This window comes from Oceanicaulis sp. (assembly GCF_965284345.1).
Taxonomy (GTDB): domain Bacteria; phylum Pseudomonadota; class Alphaproteobacteria; order Caulobacterales; family Maricaulaceae; genus Oceanicaulis; species Oceanicaulis alexandrii_A.
On the sequence record NZ_OZ260073.1, the window covers coordinates 2,578,117 to 2,596,254 of the forward strand.

The following is an 18,138-nucleotide window of genomic DNA, read 5'->3' on the forward strand; positions in this document are numbered from 1 at the left end:
ATGATCACACTCCTTCAGCCGCCGATTCCGGATCGCCGCCATGCTGTCTCCACGTCGAAAAGCCGCTCTCATCGCGGGCGCAGTCTTCCTTGTGCTCGGCGGTGTCGCCATCCACGCCAGTCCGATGTCCGCGCAGGTGCTCGAAGAGCGCCTTCAAAGCGCTGCGGATGACGCACTGTACGCCATGCGCGCGGATGAATGGGCGCGTGTCGAGATGAACGGGCAGTCCGCCACGCTCAGTGGTCTGGCGCCGTCGCGCCAGGCGCGTGATTCGGCTTTGCAGGCGGTCGCGACCGCCAGTTGGGCGGGCGGCGTCGTCGCCGGCGGCGTGACTGAAATGGTCGACCAGACCCGTTTGCCTGGCGAGGCGGAGAGTTTCGCTCTGCGTCTGGACCTGACGGGCGGACGCATGCATCTGGTCGGCCTGATCCCCGATGCTGAAACCGGCGAGCGTCTGGCCGATCTGGCGCGTGAGCAAAGTTCTGGACGCGTGGATGTCCACTTCCGTCTGGCCCCCGGCGCGGCGCCTGCCGGCTGGGAGCCGATGGTGACTGAAGTGATCCGTGCGCTGGGACAATTGGATGCTGGGGCAGGGCTGGTCACGCGTGATCGTGCGGCCTTGACCGGGCTTGCGCCCAGCTCCGCCGCTGCGCGAGATGTGCGGCGCCAGTTCCTGGATGCGCCAGCGGGATTTCAATCCGCCGCGCTCGTTCGGGCGGATGGTGAAAGCTACCAGGCCGAACTCACCGATGCAGGATTATGTGAATTGCTGATCCGGGGCGCGCTGGGGCGCCGCCCCATCGCCTTCGCGCCAGGCCGCAATGGTTTGACCGCTGACAGTCGCGCCGCGCTGCGCCGCGCAGGCGAAGTCTATGCCGCCTGTGTAGGCGCTGGTGATCTGATCATCGCCGTGCGCGCCGACGAACCTGGCGATGAGGGTGCAGGTCTGGCTCTGATGCGCGGCGAGGCGGCGGCGGACGCCATGGCGGAAGCCGGGGTGGAGCGCACTCATTTTCTGGCTGAGGCGGCGCCGCTGGGCGCCCAGGACGCATTGCAGTTCCGGTTGACGCCTCGACCCGACCCCGAACCCATGACCGCCGAACTGGAAGAGGAACAAGGCTGATGATGTGGCTGATCTGGAATATGTGGATCCTGTTGCTGCTGGCCTTTATCGGCGGCGTGGTGACAGGCTGGATTTTGCACGGCAAATCCGACGAGGCGCCGAAATCCGGCCCGCGGGGGCTGCTTGAACCCGCCCAGGGGCCGCACAGTCACGCCAGCAGCGCGACAGTGGACGCAGAACCGCTCAAGGCCGAACCGGCGGCGCCGAAAAAGCGCGCGGCGGATTTGCTGCAAGAAACGGCGCCGGATCTTGTGACCCGTACCGAAAACGACGCTTCTGAAAACGACGGTTTTGATGAGACGTCAGGCACCCCTGAGCCTGAAACCGAGACCGCGCCGGTCAGTGATGATCTCACCCAGATCAAAGGGCTTGGCCCGAAAGCCGCGGCGAAACTGTCTGAGAACGGGGTGACGTCCCTGGCCCAGATCGCAAACTGGACCGCCGACGATGTGGCGCGTATGGATGATGTGATCAACGGTCGCGGACGCATTGAACGCGATGACTGGGTGGGGCAGGCGAAAGCGCTGTCCGCCTAGGCGCTTCGAGATGGTTTAGTTCTGGTTGGCCCGCCACAGCCGCTCTGCGGCCTCGCTGGCGGGCAAGCGTCCGTCCGCGACCGCCCGTTCAAGCTCTGGCGCCAGCGTCTTGATGTCAGGGTCGGCGTGAAAGCTCTGCAGCACCCGCTCTTCCACCATCGACCACAACCAGCGCACCTGCTGGCCGGAGCGCTTGGCGTGAAGCGCGCCTGCGCTGTCCAGCGCCTGGCGGTGCTTCTTGACCGTCTCCCACAACGCTTCAACGCCGTCACCGGTCAGGCCTGAGCCTCTCAAAACCGCCGGGCTCCAGTGGGGGCTGACGGGCGCGAACAGATGCAGCGCCGCTTCAAGGTCGCGCTGGGCGCGGCGGGCGCGGGTGTCGTTTTCGCCGTCCGCCTTGTTGACGAATAGGATTTCCGCCAGCTCCAGCAGCCCCTTCTTGATGCCTTGCAATTCGTCGCCAGCGCCGGGCAGCATCAACGCCACGAACACGTCCACCATGTCCGCCACGACAGTTTCAGACTGGCCCACGCCCACCGTCTCGACGATCACCACATCATAGCCTGCGGCTTCGCACAGCAGCATGGATTCGCGGGTTTTGCGGGCGACGCCGCCCAGGGACCCGGCGCTAGGCGAGGGACGGATGAAGGCGTTGCGGTCTACCGCCAGCGCGCCCATGCGGGTCTTGTCGCCCAGAATGGAGCCTTTGGTGCGCGACGAAGACGGATCCACCGCCAGCACGGCGACCTTGCGGCCCTGCGCCGTCAGATGCCCGCCCAGTCGTTCTATCAAGGTGGACTTGCCCACGCCCGGCACACCCGTCAGCCCGACACGCCAAGCTTTGCCGGTCCGGTCCATGACGTGAGTGAGCAAATCCCGCGCCCGGGCCTGATGCTCGGGGCGTGTGGATTCCACCAGGGTGATGCCGCGGGCGAGGGCGGCGCGATCTCCATCGATCAGCTTGTCTGCGAGCGCATATGTCATGGGTCTGTTCAAACGCGAGCCGGGACGAGGGGCAAGCGCAATTGTGTCATTCGCTCGCGATTACGGATAAGAGCCGAGGATCACCAGCGGATCATGAGCGCCGCCCGGACGCGCGCCCCGTCCGCCCTGAACGTCGAGGATTGCGGTGATCTGGCCTTGCGGGCCTTCACGGAAAACCCAGTTTCGCACCAGCCCCATCGGCCCGGCGCGCTCCACATCGTCCACATAGGCGGGCGTGATGTCACCTGACCGGCTGACCGGACGATAGCCGTCTGCATGGCGCGGCGTCGCCTCATATCGGATGCGGAACCAGGCATAGCCGGCGTTGTGAACTGTCTCGGCGGCGTGGCGCAGGGCGTACTGTTCAACCTGGGCGTGGTCTGTGCGGGCATGGGCGGTGTACCAGACCCGCCAGGTTTCGGGCCCCGTACGCAACGCGTCATAGCCCAGCCCGTCCACGCTGGCGCTGGCCGGGCCATAGGCGCTAAGCGGCGGGCTGACAAAAGCGTCGGAGGTGACGGCGCACCCGGTCAGAGCGACCAGGGCGAGCGGTCCGGTGAGCCATAGCGCGCGCATGCCCGCCTCTTTGCTGTGTTCACGAGTCTTTGAAAGTCGACCGGTTCGCGAGAATTCGCAAGTCAGGCTCTAGAGGGCGCCTGGGGCGTAGGCGCCGGCGGGATTGGCCATACGCGCCGCGTCATAGGCGCCCTCAGGGCGGGGCTCGCCGCGGCCGGCGATGATCTCGAGGCTCAGCTCGGTTTCGGTCTTGCCGGCTCCAGGATTGATGGCGATGCCGATGCCGACGCTGGAGCCGCGAAATCCGCCTGAGCCGAAGGTCTGGCCAATCGAGCCGCCCACGCGCACGGGCTGCTCGTTTTCATCGCCCTCGGTGTCGATTTGGCGCTGGACCACGGTGAACCAGTCATAGCCGTTGGAGATCGCCAGCTCACCTGCGCGCCGCAAGGCCAGCCGCTCGATATCGTCCTCATCCTGACCGCGTGCGCCCGTATACCGGATGCGCCAGCGGTCATTCTCAATGCGATAGTCGGAATAGCCTGCGCCATTGGAATAGGCGCTGGACGGGCCATAAACCGGCCCGGCGCTGGAAGCGCAGGCGGCGAGGCTGAGTGCAGTCAGGCTGACAAGGAGGGCGCGAGGCATGGCAAATCTCCTGAAACGGAATTGCCGTCAGACTAACCTGATTGTCGTGGCGAAACAGGGGCAAACCCAAGCCTGGGCGCAATGGATGACGGTTCTGATGTTCACAGACGAAGTCACCAATAAAAAGCGGCGCCCGATACGGGCGCCGCTCCATGTCGTTCAATCAGGCGAAACGCCTTAGTATTCAGTGACGTACAGGGTCGCAGAGGCGGTGCCGCCATTATAGGTGCCGACCCAGATGTCGTACTGGCCGCCCTGGTTGAACACCATGGCCGGGTCCAGACCATTGGCGTCGTCATTGCAATACCAGCTGCCGTCAGGGGCGTTGACCACCAGCGTGGTGTCTGAGCCCGAGCGCGCGCCAATCGTCATGCGGCCGCCCGACCACTGAAGACGCACGTCTGGTGCGTTGGAGATGTTGCCGGCGCAGCTGCCGCCCAGGCGCGAGGCGTTGATGGAGCCGCCTGCGACGATGTTCACTTCAGATGGATCCGGCAGGAAACCCGGCGACAGTGAATACGTGCCGAAATTCGGGTTCAGGCTGTAATCTTGAGCGATGGCGGCGGTGCTGGCGACAGCGGCGATAGCGACGGCGGTCAGAAAGGTCTTTTTCATGGCGTCCCCCAAAAGAGATTAAGTGTACTGGCGATGGTCGCCAGCCTAGTGCTCGCCTCGCGTATTGCGCAAGTCGGATACGAGACAGGGGCACCATGACCTGCCAAACATGAACGCAAGGTGATTGTGACGCAAATCTACACAAATTTGTTCTTATTGAGATATTTGCGCGTGAAAAGAGAGCGGTGTTGTTTGAGGCGTCGGCCGTTTCAGGACATTTTGCCACGGCCTGAACAAAAAAGCGGCGCCCTGGATGAGCGCCGCCTTTCGGTGATCTGCGTTAAGCGAAGCGACTAGTATTCGGTGACGTAAAGGGTCGCCGGGGCGTTGTCGCCATCATAGACGCCGACCCAGACGTCGTACTGGCCGGCGGCGCTGAATGAGAGGGCCGGGTTCAGGCCGTTCACGTCGTCAGAACAATACCACTCGCCGTCCGGCGCATTGACCACCAAGGTGGTGTCATCGTTGGAGTTGGCGCCGATGGTCATGCTGCCGCCGCCCCACATCAGGCGCGCGTCGGGTGCGTTGGCGATAACGCCCGCACAGCCCACATTGCCTGCATCAACCAGGCCGCCGGCGGTGATCTGCAGCTCAGCCGGATCGGGCAGGAAGCCGGCGTTCAGCGAATGCGTGCCATAGGTCGGGTCCAGGGTGTAGTCCTGAGCGATGGCGGCGGTGCTGGCGATGGCGGCCATCGCGACGGCGGTCAGGAAAGTCTTGTTCATGGCGTCCCCCAAGAAAGGTGTGTTCGTCTGGCGCCTGTCGCCAGCCCGGCTCGTCCGCCCTGTGTTGAAGAGTGGCGGCGAATGCAGGCGGACCTTGCCCCGTCAAAGATGAACGCAAGGTGATCGCGATCTGCAAATCGCAAAAAATTCGCGTTAACCCTGAGAGGGTTGGGGGAAAGTGCCTCGCGTTGAATGACATGCTTCTAATTTTCAGTCTGTCATCCCCCGCTTCATGCGGGGGATCCATGCCGGTCGTTCTCAGAGCGAAAGACGGTTCCAGAGGTCCGCCCATTCGGCGTTCTCGGTCTCAATCAGATTGATCTTCCATTGGCGTGGATAATTCTTGATGCGTTTCTCGCGTCGAATGGCGTGTTCAACGCTATCATGAGGCTCGAACCAGACGAGCCGTTTGACACCATAGCTCTCTGTGAAGCCCTCAATCAGTCCTTCGCGGTGCTCATAGACACGGCGCATCAGATCATTGGTGACGCCGCAATAGAGCGTCCGATGCTTTCGACTGGCCATGAGGTAGACGAAGTACATGGCTCGAGCATGGCCGCCGATAGGCTCGTCGGCAATGTCACGGAATGGATCCCCCGCATTAAGCGGGGGATGACATGTGTTTAGTCTTTGAGTTTGTCATTCTACGGCTTGTCCGGCGAACCCATGCCGGTCGGGTGAAGCATTCACAGCGCTTCAGAATGCTCTCACCCCAGCACCACCGCAGTCCCTGACGCGGACACCATCAGCATGGAGCCTTGCTCGCCGATCACTTCATAGTCGAGATCCACGCCTACCACGGCGTTTGCGCCGAGCTTGCGCGCTTCGTCTTCAAGCTCTGACAGCGCGATTTGGCGCGCCTCGCGCAGAGATTTCTCGTACGAGCCTGACCGACCGCCGACAATGTCGCGAATGCCCGCGAACAAATCCCGGAACAGGTGCGCACCGAGGATCGCCTCGCCGGTGACGACGCCCTTATAGTCCTGGATGTGCTGGTCTTCGACGGACGGGGTGGTGGTGACGATCATCGGGCGGCTCCTTGGCTTGTGTCTGTGAGGCGAAGCGTGGAGCCTCACTTGATGGATGTCACCTTACGGTCCTGTCAGGCCGCGCTTGCCTTCTCGACAATGCTGATCAGCTCCACTGCGCTGTCCGCGATGACCGTACCTGGCGGATAGACCGCGGCCGCGCCCATGTCTTTGAGGATCGGGACGTCTTCGGGCGGGATGACGCCGCCGACAATGATGGTGATGTCGGGGCGGCCCATTTCGGCGAGCTGTTTTTTCAGCTCGGGAACCAGGGTCAGGTGACCGGCGGCGAGCGATGAGGCGGCGACCACGTGGACGTCGTTCTCCACCGCTTGGCGGGCGGCTTCTTCGGGGGTCTGGAAGAGCGGGCCGATATCCACGTCCCAGCCGAGATCGGCGAAGGCGGAGGCGACGACCTTCTGGCCGCGATCATGGCCGTCCTGGCCCATTTTTGCGATCAGGATGCGCGGGCGGCGGCCTTCGTTTTCAGCAAAGGCGTCAGAGGCTTCAAGCGCCGTCTTGACCTTTTCGTCATCACCTGAGGCTTTCAAGAACACCCCCTGAACCGATTTGATTTCCGCCTTGTGGCGGCCGAACACCTTTTCCATGGCGTCCGAGATCTCCCCGACCGTCGCCTTGGCGCGGGCGGCCGCGACAGAGAGCTGCAAGAGATTTCCGCCCCGCTCAGCCGCGTTGGTCAGCGCTTCCAGCGCGCTCTCAACGGCTTTGGGATCACGTTCGGCGCGGAGCTTTTCGAGTTTGGCGAGCTGTTCGGCGCGGACCTTGGAATTGTCCACCTTGAGGACCGGAATGTCTTCCGGCTCATTGAGGCGGAATTTGTTGACGCCGACGATGGTCTGCAGACCGGAATCGATCTTGGCCTGCGTCTTGGCCGCGGCTTCCTCGATGCGAAGCTTGGGCAGGCCCTCTTCGATGGCTTTCGCCATGCCGCCCAGCGAATCCACTTCGGCGATGTGATCGAGCGCGCGGGCGGCCAGATCATGGGTCAACCGCTCGACATAATAACTGCCGCCCCAGGGATCGATGGCGTCGGTGAGGTGCGCTTCGGTCTCCAGCACCAATTGCGTATTTCGCGCGATGCGGGCGGAGAAGTCCGTCGGCAGGGCCAGCGCTTCATCAAGCGAGTTGGTGTGCAGCGACTGGGTGTGCCCATCGACCGCCGCCATCGCCTCGACCGCAGTGCGGCCCACATTGTTGAATACGTCTTGGGCGGTCAGGGACCAGCCCGAGGTCTGGCTGTGGGTGCGCAGGGCGAGGGATTTGGCGTTCTTGGGATCAAACCGCGCCTTCACAAGGCTGGCCCAGATCAGACGCGCGGCGCGCATTTTGGCGATCTCCATGAAGTAATTCATGGACACGCCCCAGAAAAAGCTGAGCCGCGGCGCGAAGGCGTCCACATCCAGACCCGCCTCGACGCCCGAGCGGATGTAATCAAGACCGTCGGCGATGGTGTAGGCGAGCTCGAGATCGGCGGGGGCTCCCGCCTCCTGCATGTGATAGCCGGAGATCGAGATCGAGTTGAAACGCGGCATCTCCTTGGCCGTATAGGCGAAGATGTCGGAGATGATCCGCATGGAGGGGCGCGGCGGATAGATATAGGTGTTGCGCACCATGAACTCTTTCAGGATGTCGTTCTGGATCGTTCCTGAAAGCTGTTTGGGGCTGACGCCCTGTTCCTCGGCGGCGACGATATAGAGCGCCAGAACCGGCAGCACGGCGCCGTTCATGGTCATCGACACGCTCATCTGATCGAGCGGAATGCCGTCAAAGAGCTGGCGCATGTCCAGAATGGAATCGATGGCGACGCCCGCCATGCCCACATCGCCAATGACGCGCGGATTGTCGCTGTCATAGCCGCGGTGGGTGGCCAGATCGAAGGCCACCGACAGGCCTTTCTGACCGGCTTTGAGATTGCGGCGGTAAAATGCGTTGGATTCCGCCGCCGTCGAGAAGCCGGCATATTGCCGGATCGTCCAGGGCCGCTGCACGAACATGGTGGGGTAGGGGCCGCGATGATAGGGCGCGGCGCCAGGGTACCCGTCGGTGAAATCAAGCCCGGCGACGTCTTCAGCGGTATAGGCGGGCTGGATCGGCAGTTCTTCCGCCGTCATGTGAGGCGTGCGCTCCGGGCTGGGGCCGGGCTGAATGTCAGGCTGGCCCAGGCCGATCTGGGTGAAATCAGGATGCTGGCTCATGCGCTCACTCCCAGGATCTTATGAGCGCGCTCGCCATCCTCAAGGCTATGGCTGCGCATATGGATGAAATGGGCGACGCCGGGAATGGAGCCCGGCTTGCCCGCCACCCAGATCTCGCTCGCGCCGGCCTGTTTGAGTGCTTCAGCCAGTTCTTCAGCCATATCCGAATAGGCATCGTCTGTACCGCAGACCACGGCGAGCTTGGCGCCAGTCTCGGCGAATGCCTCTGCACAGGCGTCGATATCGGCGTATTCGCGCGCTTGATCGGTTTCGACGCCGGACACGGCCAGCCGGTTTGACGCGAAGCTGGCGCGGGCGTTGAAATCCGCTAACGCGCCCAGAGTGGCGAGGAAGGCCTTGGGGGGCTGACCGGTCTTGTTCGCGTGGGCGTCTGAGGCGTCGCGCAGGGCTTCAAAGGGCTCCGCCATCCGCATGTATCGCAAGGGCGGCCAGTTCTGGTCCGGCGCGTCCAGCAGGCGTATGGCGTGGCCTTGGGCGGCCGCTTCAATCTTGTCAGCAAAGGGTTGTGGCTCAAGCGTCGGCGCATCGAGCTTGGGCGGGGTATAGCTGCGCTGGCCCGCCTCGACGGGACGCTCTTCCAGATTGGCGTATTGCGTCACGCCGATCAGGCTTTCGCGGCCCTCGGCGTATTGCGCGACATAGGCGTCACGAGTCTTGGCGACTTCGTTTTGCAGCCAGCCCGCCTTGACCGTTTCAAACAGGCCGCCGCGGCGTTCGATCTGCTGGAACAGATCCCAGCCCGCTTGCGCGAGCCGATGGCCCAGGGTTTCGTGCAGATAGCTGCCGCCCGCCGGGTCTGCGGTCACGCCCAGATGGCTCTCTTCCATCAGCATGATCTGAAGATTGCGGCCGACACGTCGCGCGAAGGGAGTCGCCGCGCCGATCGGTTCGTTGAACGGCCGCACGGTTATGGAATCCGCGCCGCCGGCCGCCGCGCCCAAGCCGGCGCAGGCGTTGCGGATCAGATTGGTCCAGGCGTCGCGCGCCGTCAGCATGCGCGAGGATGAGATGGCGCAAATGCGCATGCCTTGCGCGTCCGGCGAACAGCCGAACGCTTCCGCCACGCGCGCCCAGACACGCCGCGCCGCGCGCAGTTTGGCGATGGTCAGATGCACGTCCGCATCGGCGGCGAAACTGAACTCCAGCGCATTGGCCGCCTGATCCGGCGTCAAACCATGATCGATGAAGGCGCGCATATAGCTGGCGCCGCCGCCGCAGGCGAAAGCGAGCTCTTGCGCCGCCGAGCCGCCCGCTTCATGGGGCGCGTTGGCGGTGATTGAGACCACTTTGATGTTGGGCGCGTGATCGGCGCACCAGGCGGCGGCCTCCGCCGTGCGCTTCAGGCGCTCAGGCAGGTTTTCCGCGCCGCCGCCGGCCAGGGATTTCTGACCAATGGGCGACAGGCCGAGCCCGCCTTTCAGCGTGCTCAGATCCAACCCCTGATCGCGCATATAGGCCAGCGCCAGAGCGGCGTATTGCGGCGCCATGCGCGAGGGCTGCAGATAGACCGGCGCGAGATCGAGCATGACCCCGTCCAGCACGGTTTTCAGCTCGTCCAGCGTCCGGACTGCGACGCCCATGGCGCCTGTCGGATCAAGGGTGAGCGCAATTTCGCTGACCCCGCCTGACAGCTCGGCCAGCATGGCGGCGTTCGCGGCCTTTGGATCGGCGTCGTCAATGATCTGACGTATGCCCCAGGGCAGGTAGGGATCGCGTTCCGCTGTGAGCCCGCGCAGATAGGGCGCGGTGCCAGGGGCGGGCAGCGGACCGATCTCGTCACGGTCCGTCCGTGTGAACAAGGGGCCGCGCGCGACCCCGTCCAGGGTTTTGCGAACAAGCCGCTCCAGTGGGGCGCCTTTGAGGGCGGCCTCTGCCATGACACGCCATTGCGCGTCGTCGATGGCCTCAAATCCCTCGGCCAGGGGGCGGATAGAGTCAGTCATATCGTGTGGGTACACCGGCTTTGACGATTAGAAAAGCCGCCCGTGTCGGCGTTTCGCCACTGCGGAAAGCGGCTCGGCTTATCCGCCAGCGATGCTCCGCCTTTTAAGCTTGGTCCCTGTCAGCAATGAAAGGACCTAACCCCATGCAAGATCGCACCCCTCGGCTGGACCTGCCATGGCTGATGCCGGCCCAGGCTCAGAAACATGTGACCGTCAATGAGGCGCTGGCGCGTCTGGATATGCTGGTGCAGGCCAGCGTCTTGAGCCGCACGCTCACAGACCAGCCCGAGACGCCGTCAGAAGGCGAGGGTTATCTGCTGCCAGACGCGCCTCAGGGCGAAGTTTGGTCATCGCAGAGCGAAGGCGTGTTGATGGTGTATCATGAAGGCGTCTGGACCGCCGTTGAGCCCTGGGCGGGGCTGACCGTCTTTGTGGCGGATGAAGCGGTGAGCCTGGTGCATGACGGCGCCGAATGGACTGCCCTCACGGATCAGGTTCGTGCGCTGGGGGCGCTTGAGGCGTTGGGGGTGGGGACGCAGGCGGATGCGGTCAATCGCGTTGCGATCAAGTCCACCGGCGTTCTGATGTCAGCCGATGACGCCGGGCCTGGCGATATGCGCCTGACCTTGAACAAGTCGGACGCCGCGCGAACCGCGAGCCTGGTGTTTCAATCAAACTGGTCTGGCCGCGCCGAGTTTGGCCTGGCGGGCGAGGAGGCGTTTTCCATCAAGGTCTCAGATGATGGCTCCAGCTGGCTGGAAGCGCTGAAAGTGTCGCAAGCGGATGGCGTTGTCAGGCTGTCGGGGCTGGCGGTGCTGTCAGATCGGCTCAGCTTGAGCGCCAGCCACACGCCAGCAAGCGCGGCTGCGCCGGGCGAGGCGGGCGCAATCTGTTGGGACGCCGCATATATTTATGTTTGCGTAGCGGCTAATCAGTGGCGGCGCGCTGCGCTGGCGGCGTGGTGAGCTGGCGCGCAGATTCAGCTTAGCGACGATTGGACGCCAACGCCTCGAACACGGCGCGGACTTCGCGATGCACCGGTGTGGTCATGACATGCCCTGATCGCTCAACCCAGTGCAGACGCGCATGGGGCGTGACTTCGGCGAGTCGTTGGGACGCGCGTCCCGGACATACCAGATCATAACGGCTCTGGATGATCTGAACCGGCATTGTCAGCGTATGGGCGTTGTCCAGAATCTGCCCCGGTTCCAGAAAGCAATCATGGGCGAAATACCAGGCCTCTAACACTGAGTGCGCGGTCAGCCAGTCGACGCCGCGCTCGGCATAGTCCTTTTTGATCTCAGCATTGGACTTGTCGAGCCAGCCCAGGGTTTCCTCATACTCGCTCCAGCGGTAGAGAACCGACCGCTGCAGGGTTTCCAACGGAGTGTCAGGATCTTCAAGTCCTGCCAGAAGCGGCCGCCCGGCGGCGATTTCTTCTTGCATTTGCGCAAGCGCCCAATGGCGAAACTCGACCGGGGTCTGGTAGGCGGCCGGCACGCCCTGCATCAGGCGTTCGAGCGCGTCAGGGCGGATCGACCCTGCGCCGGCAGGATCATGGAACCAGTCCATCTCTTCACGTTCGCCCAGCAACACGCCTTCAATCACCAGGGTTTCAACACGATCCGGGTGGGTTTGCGCATAAGCGAGCGCCAGGGTGGAGCCCCAGGACGGACCAAACAGGGTCCATCGCTCCAAGCCTAGCGCCTCTCGTACGCGCTCCATATCCTCGATCAGATGTGCGGTGGTGTTGGTTTCCAGCTCGAACAAGGGCCGTGAGCGCCCGCATCCGCGCTGATCAAACAAAACAATATTCCATTTGCTGGGATTGAAATACCGCCGGTGTCGCGGGCTGGCGCCGGACCCTGGTCCGCCGTGCACAAACAGCACTGTGGGCGCATCGGGTAAGCCGGAGCTTTCGACATAGAGCGCGCTACCCTGATCGTCGGAAAGCCAGGTGCTGGAATAGGGCTCAAGCGCGGGGAAAAGCGGGGTCATGAGAGGCATGCAATGGGACCTGGCAGATGCGGCGCGCGAGAAAGTTCTTTCAATTTATTGCTTTATTTGCATGCGATTTAAAGCGGGAAGACTAAAAGGCGGCGGTTGTTTGCAGACAAAAAAGGAAAGACTTCGCCGTGTCTGCGAGAGTAAGTCCTCGCCAGTTTGCGCGTCGTGCGCCCTGAAAGCCGTCTCGCAAAGGCGAAACGTGCAACGGAAAAAGATATAACCGAGCTTTTGCATAAAAAAGCGTAGCGCATTTGTGCCCACACAATGCGTAAACCCGAAGCACGACGGAAAGGATTAGCTCGACAGGAGCGTTCGTCCCCGGCCAGTGCAACAATTTTATGAGAAGAGTGGTGCCGCTAGAGTGAATTGAACACTCGACCTCTCCCTTACCAAGGGAACGCTCTACCCCTGAGCTATAGCGGCGTCCGGAAAGCAAGAGCATGCTCTCGCGTCGTCGGAGCCGGGCTTATAGCGTTTGATTCTTCGCGCGCCAAGACCGGGCTTGACCTCTTTTGCAGATATAAGGCAGTTGAGAGCCCATGAGCACCTCAGATCACAAGCCTGCAAAGGGTGAAACTTCGCCCACCGATCGAGAGCAGCGCCTGGCCCAGGCCTTGCGCGCCAATTTGCGACGCCGCAAGGCGGCGGCGCGCAAGAACGATGCGCCCAAACCGGACGCAGGGTCATAAGCAAGTCTGCGCCCTTGCGTTCCAAGCGCGGCGACCACAAATCATCGCCTCTGTGACGCCCTTATTTCGTCATCGTGCGAATGCCCTTAGATACGGGCGCAGCAGGGTGGGGCGCTGGCGTCGGCGCGCGCTTCTAGAACCATGAGGGCAGTATGGACAGCATTTCTATTCGCGGCGGATCGCGCCTTTCCGGTGACATCGAGATTTCAGGCGCGAAAAACTCCGCGCTCAAGCTCATGGCCGCCTGTCTGCTGACGGACGGGCCGCTTGAGCTGTCGCGCATGCCGCGCCTTGCTGACACGCGCTTTCTGGGGCATTTGCTGGCCCGGTTGGGCGTGACGGTGGAGGAGCGCGCCGGAGCGAAGCTGTTCATGCATGCGAGCAATCTGGGCGAGCCCTTCGCGCCCTATGATCTGGTGCGCAAAATGCGGGCGAGCTTCAATGTCCTCGGCCCCCTCATCGCGCGGGTCGGCCATGCTAAGGTCTCGCTGCCGGGCGGGTGCGCCATCGGCGCTCGGCCCGTGGATCTGCATTTGCAGGCGCTTGAAGCGCTGGGTGCGGAGATTGAGCTGTCAGAAGGTTATGTGAACGCCAAAGCGCCATCAGGCGGCCTGACAGGCGCGCGGATCGTCTTTCCCATGGTCTCAGTGGGCGCCACAGAGCACGCCATGCTGGCGGCCGTTCTGGCGAAGGGCGAGACGGTGCTGGAAAACTGCGCGCGCGAGCCGGAAATCGCCGATCTCGTCGGCTGTCTGAACGCCATGGGCGCAAAGGTCAGCGGCGCGGGAACCGCCACCATCACCATTGAGGGCGTGTCTAAGCTTCATGGTGCGGACTGGGCCGTGGTGCCAGACCGGATCGAAACCGGCACCTACGCCATGGCGGCCGCGGCCGTTCCTGGCGGCGACGTCCTGCTCAAGGATGCCATCTTTGACCATAACGGCGCACTGTGGGCTTTGCTGCGTAAAGCCGGTGTCGAGATCCAGGCGGAAGAGGGCGGCGTGCGGGTTAAACGCCCTGGCGGTCTCACGGCGGTCGACATGCAAACCGCGCCTTTCCCGGGCTTTCCCACTGATCTTCAGGCGCAATTCATGGCGTTGATGAGTCTGGCGGACGGCGCGTCGGTGATCCGCGAAACCATTTTTGAGAACCGCTTCATGCACGCGCCGGAATTGTCGCGTCTGGGCGCCCGGATTGATGTGCGCGGCAACGAAGCGGTGGTGCGTGGTCCATGCGCGCTCAAGGGTGCGCCGGTGATGGCCACGGATCTGCGCGCATCTGTCAGCCTTGTCATCGCCGGTCTTGCTGCTGAAGGTGAGACGATGGTCAGCCGAATCTATCATCTGGACCGGGGATTTGAGCGCCTGGAGGACAAGCTGTCCGCCTGCGGCGCACAGATTCGCCGCGTCGCCGAAACTGCGGAGAATTGAATGGCCGGCTACACGCCGATGCGCCTGCTGGCGCAATCCCCGGACGACCTCACTGTGCTCTCAGCCGCGTTGCAGGACGCTGTGGGGCTGCTGGGTGATTTTCAGTACGAGCCGAAGGCGCGCCAGTTCACCCTGGCGCTCAACCGGTTTCGCTGGGAAGGGCCGAGCAAGGGGCATGGCGAGCGCGTGCGCGCGGCGCTGCAGGTCGGCTCGGTGCTCAAGGCGCAGGCGAAACGTCTCAACCAGACCAATGAAGACGGGGTGATCAGTCTCCTGACGCTGGCGTTTGAGCCTGAGGAAGCGCCGGGCGGGGTGCTCAGCTTCACCTTTTCCGGTGGCGGCGAGCTGCGTCTTGAGGTGGAATGCATTGATATGGCTCTGGCGGATGTGTCCGAGCCCTGGCGGGCGGCGGCGCGGCCGAGCCATCCAGACGAAGACGAGGCATGACCCCCATCGGGGTCGACAGGAGTTCTCTATGACCGATCAGCGCCTGGTCGCGGTCGAGCTTGACCAACTGACCATCGGCAAGGCCGATGAGGCCGTGGAGCATGAGCGCCGCGTGGCTATTGCTGATCTCTTGGATTCCAACACCTTCCATCCCGCTGAGTCCGAGGCTGGACCCTATGCGCTGCGTCTGGCCATCGAGGACCAGCGTCTGGTTTTCGACATCAAGCGCGAGAACGGCGACGCCGTTCGCATGTTTGTGTTTTCGCTGGGGCCGCTGCGCCGGATCATCAAGGACTATTTCTTGATGTGTGAAAGCTATTACGCGGCTGTGCGCGATGCGCCCCTGGGCCAGATCGAGGCGATCGATATGGGTCGGCGCGGCGTGCACAATGAAGGCTCCGAGCTGTTGCGCGAGCGTCTGGCGGGCAAGATCGAGGTGGATTTTGACACCTCGCGGCGCCTCTTCACCCTGATTTGCGCCTTGCACCGGCGGGGCGCCTGAGCATGGCGGTTCCCTCCGTCGTTTTTGTGTGCGGCCGCAATGCGGTGCGCTCCCCCATGGCTGAAGGGTTCTGGAAAGCGCGTTTCGGCGCGGATTGCCTGGCGCGATCCTGCGGCGTCGAGCCGGCCGCCTGGCCAGATGGCTTCATGATCAATGTCATGGAGGAAAGCGGCGTCGATCTGTCAAACTTCGAATGCCGGGATCTCGCTGATACGGCGGATGATCCCGTCGAGCTCGTCGTGTGCCTGGCTCAGGACGCCGATCCCGCCGCCAGCGCCTTCGCCGAGGCGCGGGGGGCGGACTATCACCTGTGGGCGATTCCCGATCCGGCGGCGGTTGAAGGCCGTCATGAAGCGCGTCTGGACGCCTATCGCGCTGCGCGTGACGACATAAAAGCGCGTATTTCAGCCTTTATTCCGGGCTAGTCCTTACAACCGCGCTCGACGATCGGCGCGATCACGCTTATATAGCGGCACGAGACCGCCCGACGCTGGCATGACATCTCATGCTAGAGCGTACGGGGTTTTTGCGTTTGGCGCACTCGCGCCTGAAAATACGCCATTGATCAAGAGGAGCTGCATGGCGAAGGAAGAACTGCTGGAGTTTCCAGGCGAAGTCGTGGAACTGCTGCCCAATGCGACCTTCAAGGTCAAACTGGAAAATGATCACGAAATCATCGCTCATACGGCGGGCAAGATGCGCAAGAATCGCATCCGCGTGCTGGCTGGCGACAAGGTTCTGGTCGAGATGACGCCTTACGACCTGACCAAAGGGCGCATCACTTATCGCTTCAAATAAGGTGAGCGTGACGCCCGATATTGTGCGCGCGCCGTTTGTCCTGGCGAGCGCCTCTCCGCGTCGACGCGATCTGCTGGTCGGGATCGGTGCGCCGCCCGATCAGATCGCGCCCACCGATATCGATGAGACCGAACGACCTGGAGAGCTGCCGCGCGATCTGGCGCTGCGGCTGGCGGTTGGGAAACTCGCCGCCGCCGAGCATCCGGGCGCTTATGTTTTGGCGAGCGACACGGTTGTGTCCGTCGGACGCCGCATCCTGCCGAAATCCGAAGACCGGGAAACCGCCGAGGCGTGTCTGCGGCTTTTGAGCGGTCGCAATCACCGGGTTTATACCGGCGTCGCTGTGCGTGCGCCGGACGGTCGCGAGATCAGCCGCGTGGTTGAAACCCGGCTGGCCTTCAAACGTCTGAGCGAAGATGAACTCACCGCCTATCTTGATAGCGGGGAGTGGGATGGCAAAGCGGGCGGTTATGGCATTCAGGGCCGCGCCGGCGCCTATATCAGTAAGCTGATCGGCTCTTACACCGGGGTGATGGGACTTCCGGTCTATGAGGCGCGTCAGATGCTGGTCGGATTGGGATATGTGTTTTGAGAATCGTCGCTGCTGATCATGTGGGGGAAACCCGCGCCGCTGTCCTCGATGGTGATCGCGCCATCGAGCTGCATCTGGAGCGCTGGTCCGAGCGCGGCCAACGTGCTTTGCGCGGCGAAGTCTTTCGCGCTCGCGTCACCAAGGTGGACGGATCGCTGAACGGCGCATTTTGCGAAATCGGGCGCGGTCCGACGGCCTTTCTGCCGTTTGGCAAGGCCGGCCGCCCTGAAGGTCTGCATGAAGGCGCCGCGATCGGCGTTCAGATCGCACGCGAACAGTTTCAGGACAAAGGCCCGACGCTGACCCTGTTTGAGGTCGAGCCGGGCGAGGCGCCGGAAATCGTGGTGTCTGCGCCGCCGCTGGCCGAGCGTCTGTCGATGATGTTTGAAGCGCCGGTGCGCACGCCCAAAGAGGCCGATGTCGCCCTTGATGAGTTGTTTGACGAGGCGCTGGAAGCGGTGGTTCCGCTGCCCGGCGGCGGCAAGCTGATCATCGAACCAGTGACCGCCATGACCGTGATTGATGTGGACGCCGCAGGGCGCCAGTCCCAAGGCGGCGCGCCGAAAATGGCGCTGGATCTGAACAAGACCGCCGCGCGCGAGGCGGCGCGTCAAATCCGGTTGCGCGGCATTGGCGGCGTGGTAGCGATTGATTTTCTGCCCTTGAAGAAAAAGCAGGACCAGAGCCAGCTCGACCAGACGCTGAAGGGCGCGTTCAAGCGCGATCCCGCCAAGGTCGATGTTGCGCCGTCGAGCCGGTTCGCCATTGTTGAGCTGGCGCGTCAGCGCCTGGGCCGCGCCCTGCATGAAATCGCTTGGGAGCGCTTTGGCGTCGACAATGTGGAGACGTGCGCGCTCGCCGCTCTGCGCCGTCTGGAGGCCGAAGGCCAGGCCAAGCGCGGCGGCCGTCTGGCGCTGCTGGCCGGTAAAGAGGTTCACGCCTGGCTTGAAACTGATCCCATCGGATGGTCAAAAGCGATGAAATCGCGCCTCGGCGACCGGTTTGAACTGGTGCTGGATGAAGCCAAGGGGGCGCGCGATTTTGAGGTGCGCCCGCTATGAGCAAATCCAAACCCGGCTGCCCCATCTGCAAGAAACCTGTCGACCCGCAATACAAGCCCTTCTGTTCGGCGCGCTGCGCTGATGCAGACCTCGGGCGCTGGTTCTCCGGCGCCTATGCGGTGCCCGGCGAGCCGGTCCCGCCCGAAGCCCTGCCGCCCGAAGCGCGCGGCGATGAAGAAGGCGGCGATCAACACTGATCCGCTCTCGAGTACAAAAAAAGCCCCGCAGCATTGCTGCGGGGCTTTTGTTTGATCTGAACT

Annotated in this window: 22 protein-coding genes and 1 tRNA gene; 12 read left to right on the forward strand and 11 right to left on the reverse strand. The window is 63.1% G+C overall.

The window, feature by feature from the left end:
• The first annotated feature begins 40 nt into the window (after nucleotides 1-40).
• Nucleotides 41-1,123, forward strand: a complete 1,083-nt coding sequence (locus tag ACQ66J_RS12470; RefSeq protein ID WP_430431885.1) for a hypothetical protein — start codon at nucleotides 41-43, stop codon at nucleotides 1,121-1,123.
• Nucleotides 1,123-1,659 carry a helix-hairpin-helix domain-containing protein gene (locus ACQ66J_RS12475; RefSeq protein WP_430431886.1) on the forward strand — a complete coding sequence of 179 codons (537 nt, stop codon included), beginning with the start codon at nucleotides 1,123-1,125 and terminating at the stop codon, nucleotides 1,657-1,659. Before ACQ66J_RS12470 ends, ACQ66J_RS12475 begins: the two co-directional genes overlap by 1 nt.
• A 15-nt stretch (nucleotides 1,660-1,674) precedes the next feature.
• Here ACQ66J_RS12475 and meaB read toward each other — a convergent pair whose 3' ends face one another.
• From meaB to ACQ66J_RS12520, 9 genes are all read right to left on the reverse strand, one after another.
• Entirely contained in the window at nucleotides 1,675-2,643 is a 969-nt protein-coding gene (gene meaB, locus ACQ66J_RS12480) for a methylmalonyl Co-A mutase-associated GTPase MeaB (protein WP_430431887.1), read from the reverse strand.
• Nucleotides 2,644-2,703: 60 nt separating this feature from the next.
• Nucleotides 2,704-3,219, reverse strand: coding sequence for a CC0125/CC1285 family lipoprotein (locus ACQ66J_RS12485; RefSeq protein ID WP_430431888.1), 516 nt, complete (start codon nucleotides 3,217-3,219; stop codon nucleotides 2,704-2,706).
• A 69-nt stretch (nucleotides 3,220-3,288) separates the two neighbouring features.
• Complete coding sequence (locus ACQ66J_RS12490) at nucleotides 3,289-3,804, reverse strand: CC0125/CC1285 family lipoprotein (protein WP_430431889.1); 516 nt, start codon at nucleotides 3,802-3,804, stop codon at nucleotides 3,289-3,291.
• Nucleotides 3,805-3,981: 177 nt separating this feature from the next.
• Entirely contained in the window at nucleotides 3,982-4,419 is a 438-nt protein-coding gene (locus ACQ66J_RS12495; RefSeq protein ID WP_375549397.1) for a peptidase S1, read from the reverse strand.
• 293 nt (nucleotides 4,420-4,712) lie between these two features.
• Entirely contained in the window at nucleotides 4,713-5,144 is a 432-nt protein-coding gene (locus ACQ66J_RS12500; protein ID WP_375549396.1) for a peptidase S1, read from the reverse strand.
• Nucleotides 5,145-5,402: 258 nt separating this feature from the next.
• Nucleotides 5,403-5,687, reverse strand: coding sequence for a GIY-YIG nuclease family protein (locus ACQ66J_RS12505; RefSeq protein WP_430431890.1), 285 nt, complete (start codon nucleotides 5,685-5,687; stop codon nucleotides 5,403-5,405).
• 164 nt (nucleotides 5,688-5,851) lie between these two features.
• Complete coding sequence (locus tag ACQ66J_RS12510; protein ID WP_430431891.1) at nucleotides 5,852-6,172, reverse strand: heavy metal-binding domain-containing protein; 321 nt, start codon at nucleotides 6,170-6,172, stop codon at nucleotides 5,852-5,854.
• 74 nt (nucleotides 6,173-6,246) lie between these two features.
• Nucleotides 6,247-8,388, reverse strand: coding sequence for a methylmalonyl-CoA mutase (gene scpA / locus ACQ66J_RS12515; RefSeq protein WP_430431892.1), 2,142 nt, complete (start codon nucleotides 8,386-8,388; stop codon nucleotides 6,247-6,249).
• Nucleotides 8,385-10,352 (reverse strand): methylmalonyl-CoA mutase family protein, encoded by a 1,968-nt coding sequence (locus ACQ66J_RS12520; RefSeq protein ID WP_430431893.1) that lies wholly within the window; start codon nucleotides 10,350-10,352, stop codon nucleotides 8,385-8,387. Before ACQ66J_RS12520 ends, scpA begins: the two co-directional genes overlap by 4 nt.
• Nucleotides 10,353-10,495: 143 nt before the next feature.
• On the opposite strand from ACQ66J_RS12520, the gene ACQ66J_RS12525 reads away from it, so the two are divergent.
• Nucleotides 10,496-11,317 carry a DUF2793 domain-containing protein gene (locus ACQ66J_RS12525; protein WP_430431894.1) on the forward strand — a complete coding sequence of 274 codons (822 nt, stop codon included), beginning with the start codon at nucleotides 10,496-10,498 and terminating at the stop codon, nucleotides 11,315-11,317.
• 19 nt (nucleotides 11,318-11,336) lie between these two features.
• Here the strand turns inward: ACQ66J_RS12525 and ACQ66J_RS12530 are convergent, their stop codons facing one another.
• Together ACQ66J_RS12530 and ACQ66J_RS12535 are read right to left on the reverse strand one after the other, a co-directional pair.
• Nucleotides 11,337-12,350: an alpha/beta fold hydrolase gene (locus ACQ66J_RS12530; protein WP_430431895.1), complete on the reverse strand. Its 1,014-nt coding sequence runs from the start codon at nucleotides 12,348-12,350 to the stop codon at nucleotides 11,337-11,339.
• Nucleotides 12,351-12,707: 357 nt separating this feature from the next.
• A tRNA-Thr gene (locus ACQ66J_RS12535) sits at nucleotides 12,708-12,782 on the reverse strand.
• Between the two features lie 116 nt (nucleotides 12,783-12,898).
• On the opposite strand from ACQ66J_RS12535, the gene ACQ66J_RS12540 reads away from it, so the two are divergent.
• From ACQ66J_RS12540 to ACQ66J_RS12580, 9 genes are all read left to right on the forward strand, one after another.
• Entirely contained in the window at nucleotides 12,899-13,048 is a 150-nt protein-coding gene (locus ACQ66J_RS12540) for a hypothetical protein (protein WP_375549390.1), read from the forward strand.
• Between the two features lie 152 nt (nucleotides 13,049-13,200).
• Nucleotides 13,201-14,478 carry a UDP-N-acetylglucosamine 1-carboxyvinyltransferase gene (gene murA / locus ACQ66J_RS12545; protein WP_430431896.1) on the forward strand — a complete coding sequence of 426 codons (1,278 nt, stop codon included), beginning with the start codon at nucleotides 13,201-13,203 and terminating at the stop codon, nucleotides 14,476-14,478.
• A complete protein-coding gene (locus ACQ66J_RS12550; RefSeq protein WP_375549388.1) occupies nucleotides 14,479-14,925 on the forward strand; it encodes a DUF2948 family protein in 447 nt (148 codons plus the stop codon). It abuts the gene before it with no gap.
• Nucleotides 14,926-14,953: 28 nt separating this feature from the next.
• Nucleotides 14,954-15,427, forward strand: a complete 474-nt coding sequence (locus ACQ66J_RS12555) for a UPF0262 family protein (protein ID WP_375549387.1) — start codon at nucleotides 14,954-14,956, stop codon at nucleotides 15,425-15,427.
• A 2-nt stretch (nucleotides 15,428-15,429) separates the two neighbouring features.
• Entirely contained in the window at nucleotides 15,430-15,852 is a 423-nt protein-coding gene (locus tag ACQ66J_RS12560) for a low molecular weight phosphatase family protein (protein WP_375549386.1), read from the forward strand.
• 154 nt (nucleotides 15,853-16,006) lie between these two features.
• Nucleotides 16,007-16,225 (forward strand): translation initiation factor IF-1, encoded by a 219-nt coding sequence (gene infA, locus ACQ66J_RS12565; protein ID WP_009800516.1) that lies wholly within the window; start codon nucleotides 16,007-16,009, stop codon nucleotides 16,223-16,225.
• 7 nt (nucleotides 16,226-16,232) lie between these two features.
• Nucleotides 16,233-16,817, forward strand: a complete 585-nt coding sequence (locus ACQ66J_RS12570) for a Maf family protein (protein ID WP_430431897.1) — start codon at nucleotides 16,233-16,235, stop codon at nucleotides 16,815-16,817.
• Complete coding sequence (locus ACQ66J_RS12575; RefSeq protein WP_430431898.1) at nucleotides 16,814-17,878, forward strand: ribonuclease E/G; 1,065 nt, start codon at nucleotides 16,814-16,816, stop codon at nucleotides 17,876-17,878. Before ACQ66J_RS12570 ends, ACQ66J_RS12575 begins: the two co-directional genes overlap by 4 nt.
• Nucleotides 17,875-18,075, forward strand: coding sequence for a DNA gyrase inhibitor YacG (locus tag ACQ66J_RS12580; RefSeq protein WP_022701932.1), 201 nt, complete (start codon nucleotides 17,875-17,877; stop codon nucleotides 18,073-18,075). The genes ACQ66J_RS12575 and ACQ66J_RS12580 overlap by 4 nt, the downstream gene beginning before the upstream one ends.
• Nucleotides 18,076-18,138: the final 63 nt, after the last annotated feature.

What these genes read in the sequence shown, in the direction of transcription:
- ACQ66J_RS12490 (WP_430431889.1), bottom strand. Translation starts at nt 3,804, where the DNA reads ATGCCTCGCGCCCTCCTTGTCAGCCTGACTGCACTCAGCCTCGCCGCC.
- ACQ66J_RS12525 (WP_430431894.1), top strand. Translation starts at nt 10,496, where the DNA reads ATGCAAGATCGCACCCCTCGGCTGGACCTGCCATGGCTGATGCCGGCC.
- ACQ66J_RS12485 (WP_430431888.1), bottom strand. Translation starts at nt 3,219, where the DNA reads ATGCGCGCGCTATGGCTCACCGGACCGCTCGCCCTGGTCGCTCTGACC.
- ACQ66J_RS12580 (WP_022701932.1), top strand. Translation starts at nt 17,875, where the DNA reads ATGAGCAAATCCAAACCCGGCTGCCCCATCTGCAAGAAACCTGTCGAC.
- ACQ66J_RS12505 (WP_430431890.1), bottom strand. Translation starts at nt 5,687, where the DNA reads ATGTACTTCGTCTACCTCATGGCCAGTCGAAAGCATCGGACGCTCTAT.
- ACQ66J_RS12475 (WP_430431886.1), top strand. Translation starts at nt 1,123, where the DNA reads ATGATGTGGCTGATCTGGAATATGTGGATCCTGTTGCTGCTGGCCTTT.
- ACQ66J_RS12510 (WP_430431891.1), bottom strand. Translation starts at nt 6,172, where the DNA reads ATGATCGTCACCACCACCCCGTCCGTCGAAGACCAGCACATCCAGGAC.
- ACQ66J_RS12550 (WP_375549388.1), top strand. Translation starts at nt 14,479, where the DNA reads ATGGCCGGCTACACGCCGATGCGCCTGCTGGCGCAATCCCCGGACGAC.
- ACQ66J_RS12540 (WP_375549390.1), top strand. Translation starts at nt 12,899, where the DNA reads ATGAGCACCTCAGATCACAAGCCTGCAAAGGGTGAAACTTCGCCCACC.
- ACQ66J_RS12470 (WP_430431885.1), top strand. Translation starts at nt 41, where the DNA reads ATGCTGTCTCCACGTCGAAAAGCCGCTCTCATCGCGGGCGCAGTCTTC.
- ACQ66J_RS12500 (WP_375549396.1), bottom strand. Translation starts at nt 5,144, where the DNA reads ATGAACAAGACTTTCCTGACCGCCGTCGCGATGGCCGCCATCGCCAGC.
- infA (WP_009800516.1), top strand. Translation starts at nt 16,007, where the DNA reads ATGGCGAAGGAAGAACTGCTGGAGTTTCCAGGCGAAGTCGTGGAACTG.
- meaB (WP_430431887.1), bottom strand. Translation starts at nt 2,643, where the DNA reads ATGACATATGCGCTCGCAGACAAGCTGATCGATGGAGATCGCGCCGCC.
- ACQ66J_RS12560 (WP_375549386.1), top strand. Translation starts at nt 15,430, where the DNA reads ATGGCGGTTCCCTCCGTCGTTTTTGTGTGCGGCCGCAATGCGGTGCGC.
- ACQ66J_RS12530 (WP_430431895.1), bottom strand. Translation starts at nt 12,350, where the DNA reads ATGACCCCGCTTTTCCCCGCGCTTGAGCCCTATTCCAGCACCTGGCTT.
- murA (WP_430431896.1), top strand. Translation starts at nt 13,201, where the DNA reads ATGGACAGCATTTCTATTCGCGGCGGATCGCGCCTTTCCGGTGACATC.
- ACQ66J_RS12555 (WP_375549387.1), top strand. Translation starts at nt 14,954, where the DNA reads ATGACCGATCAGCGCCTGGTCGCGGTCGAGCTTGACCAACTGACCATC.
- scpA (WP_430431892.1), bottom strand. Translation starts at nt 8,388, where the DNA reads ATGAGCCAGCATCCTGATTTCACCCAGATCGGCCTGGGCCAGCCTGAC.
- ACQ66J_RS12520 (WP_430431893.1), bottom strand. Translation starts at nt 10,352, where the DNA reads ATGACTGACTCTATCCGCCCCCTGGCCGAGGGATTTGAGGCCATCGAC.
- ACQ66J_RS12495 (WP_375549397.1), bottom strand. Translation starts at nt 4,419, where the DNA reads ATGAAAAAGACCTTTCTGACCGCCGTCGCTATCGCCGCTGTCGCCAGC.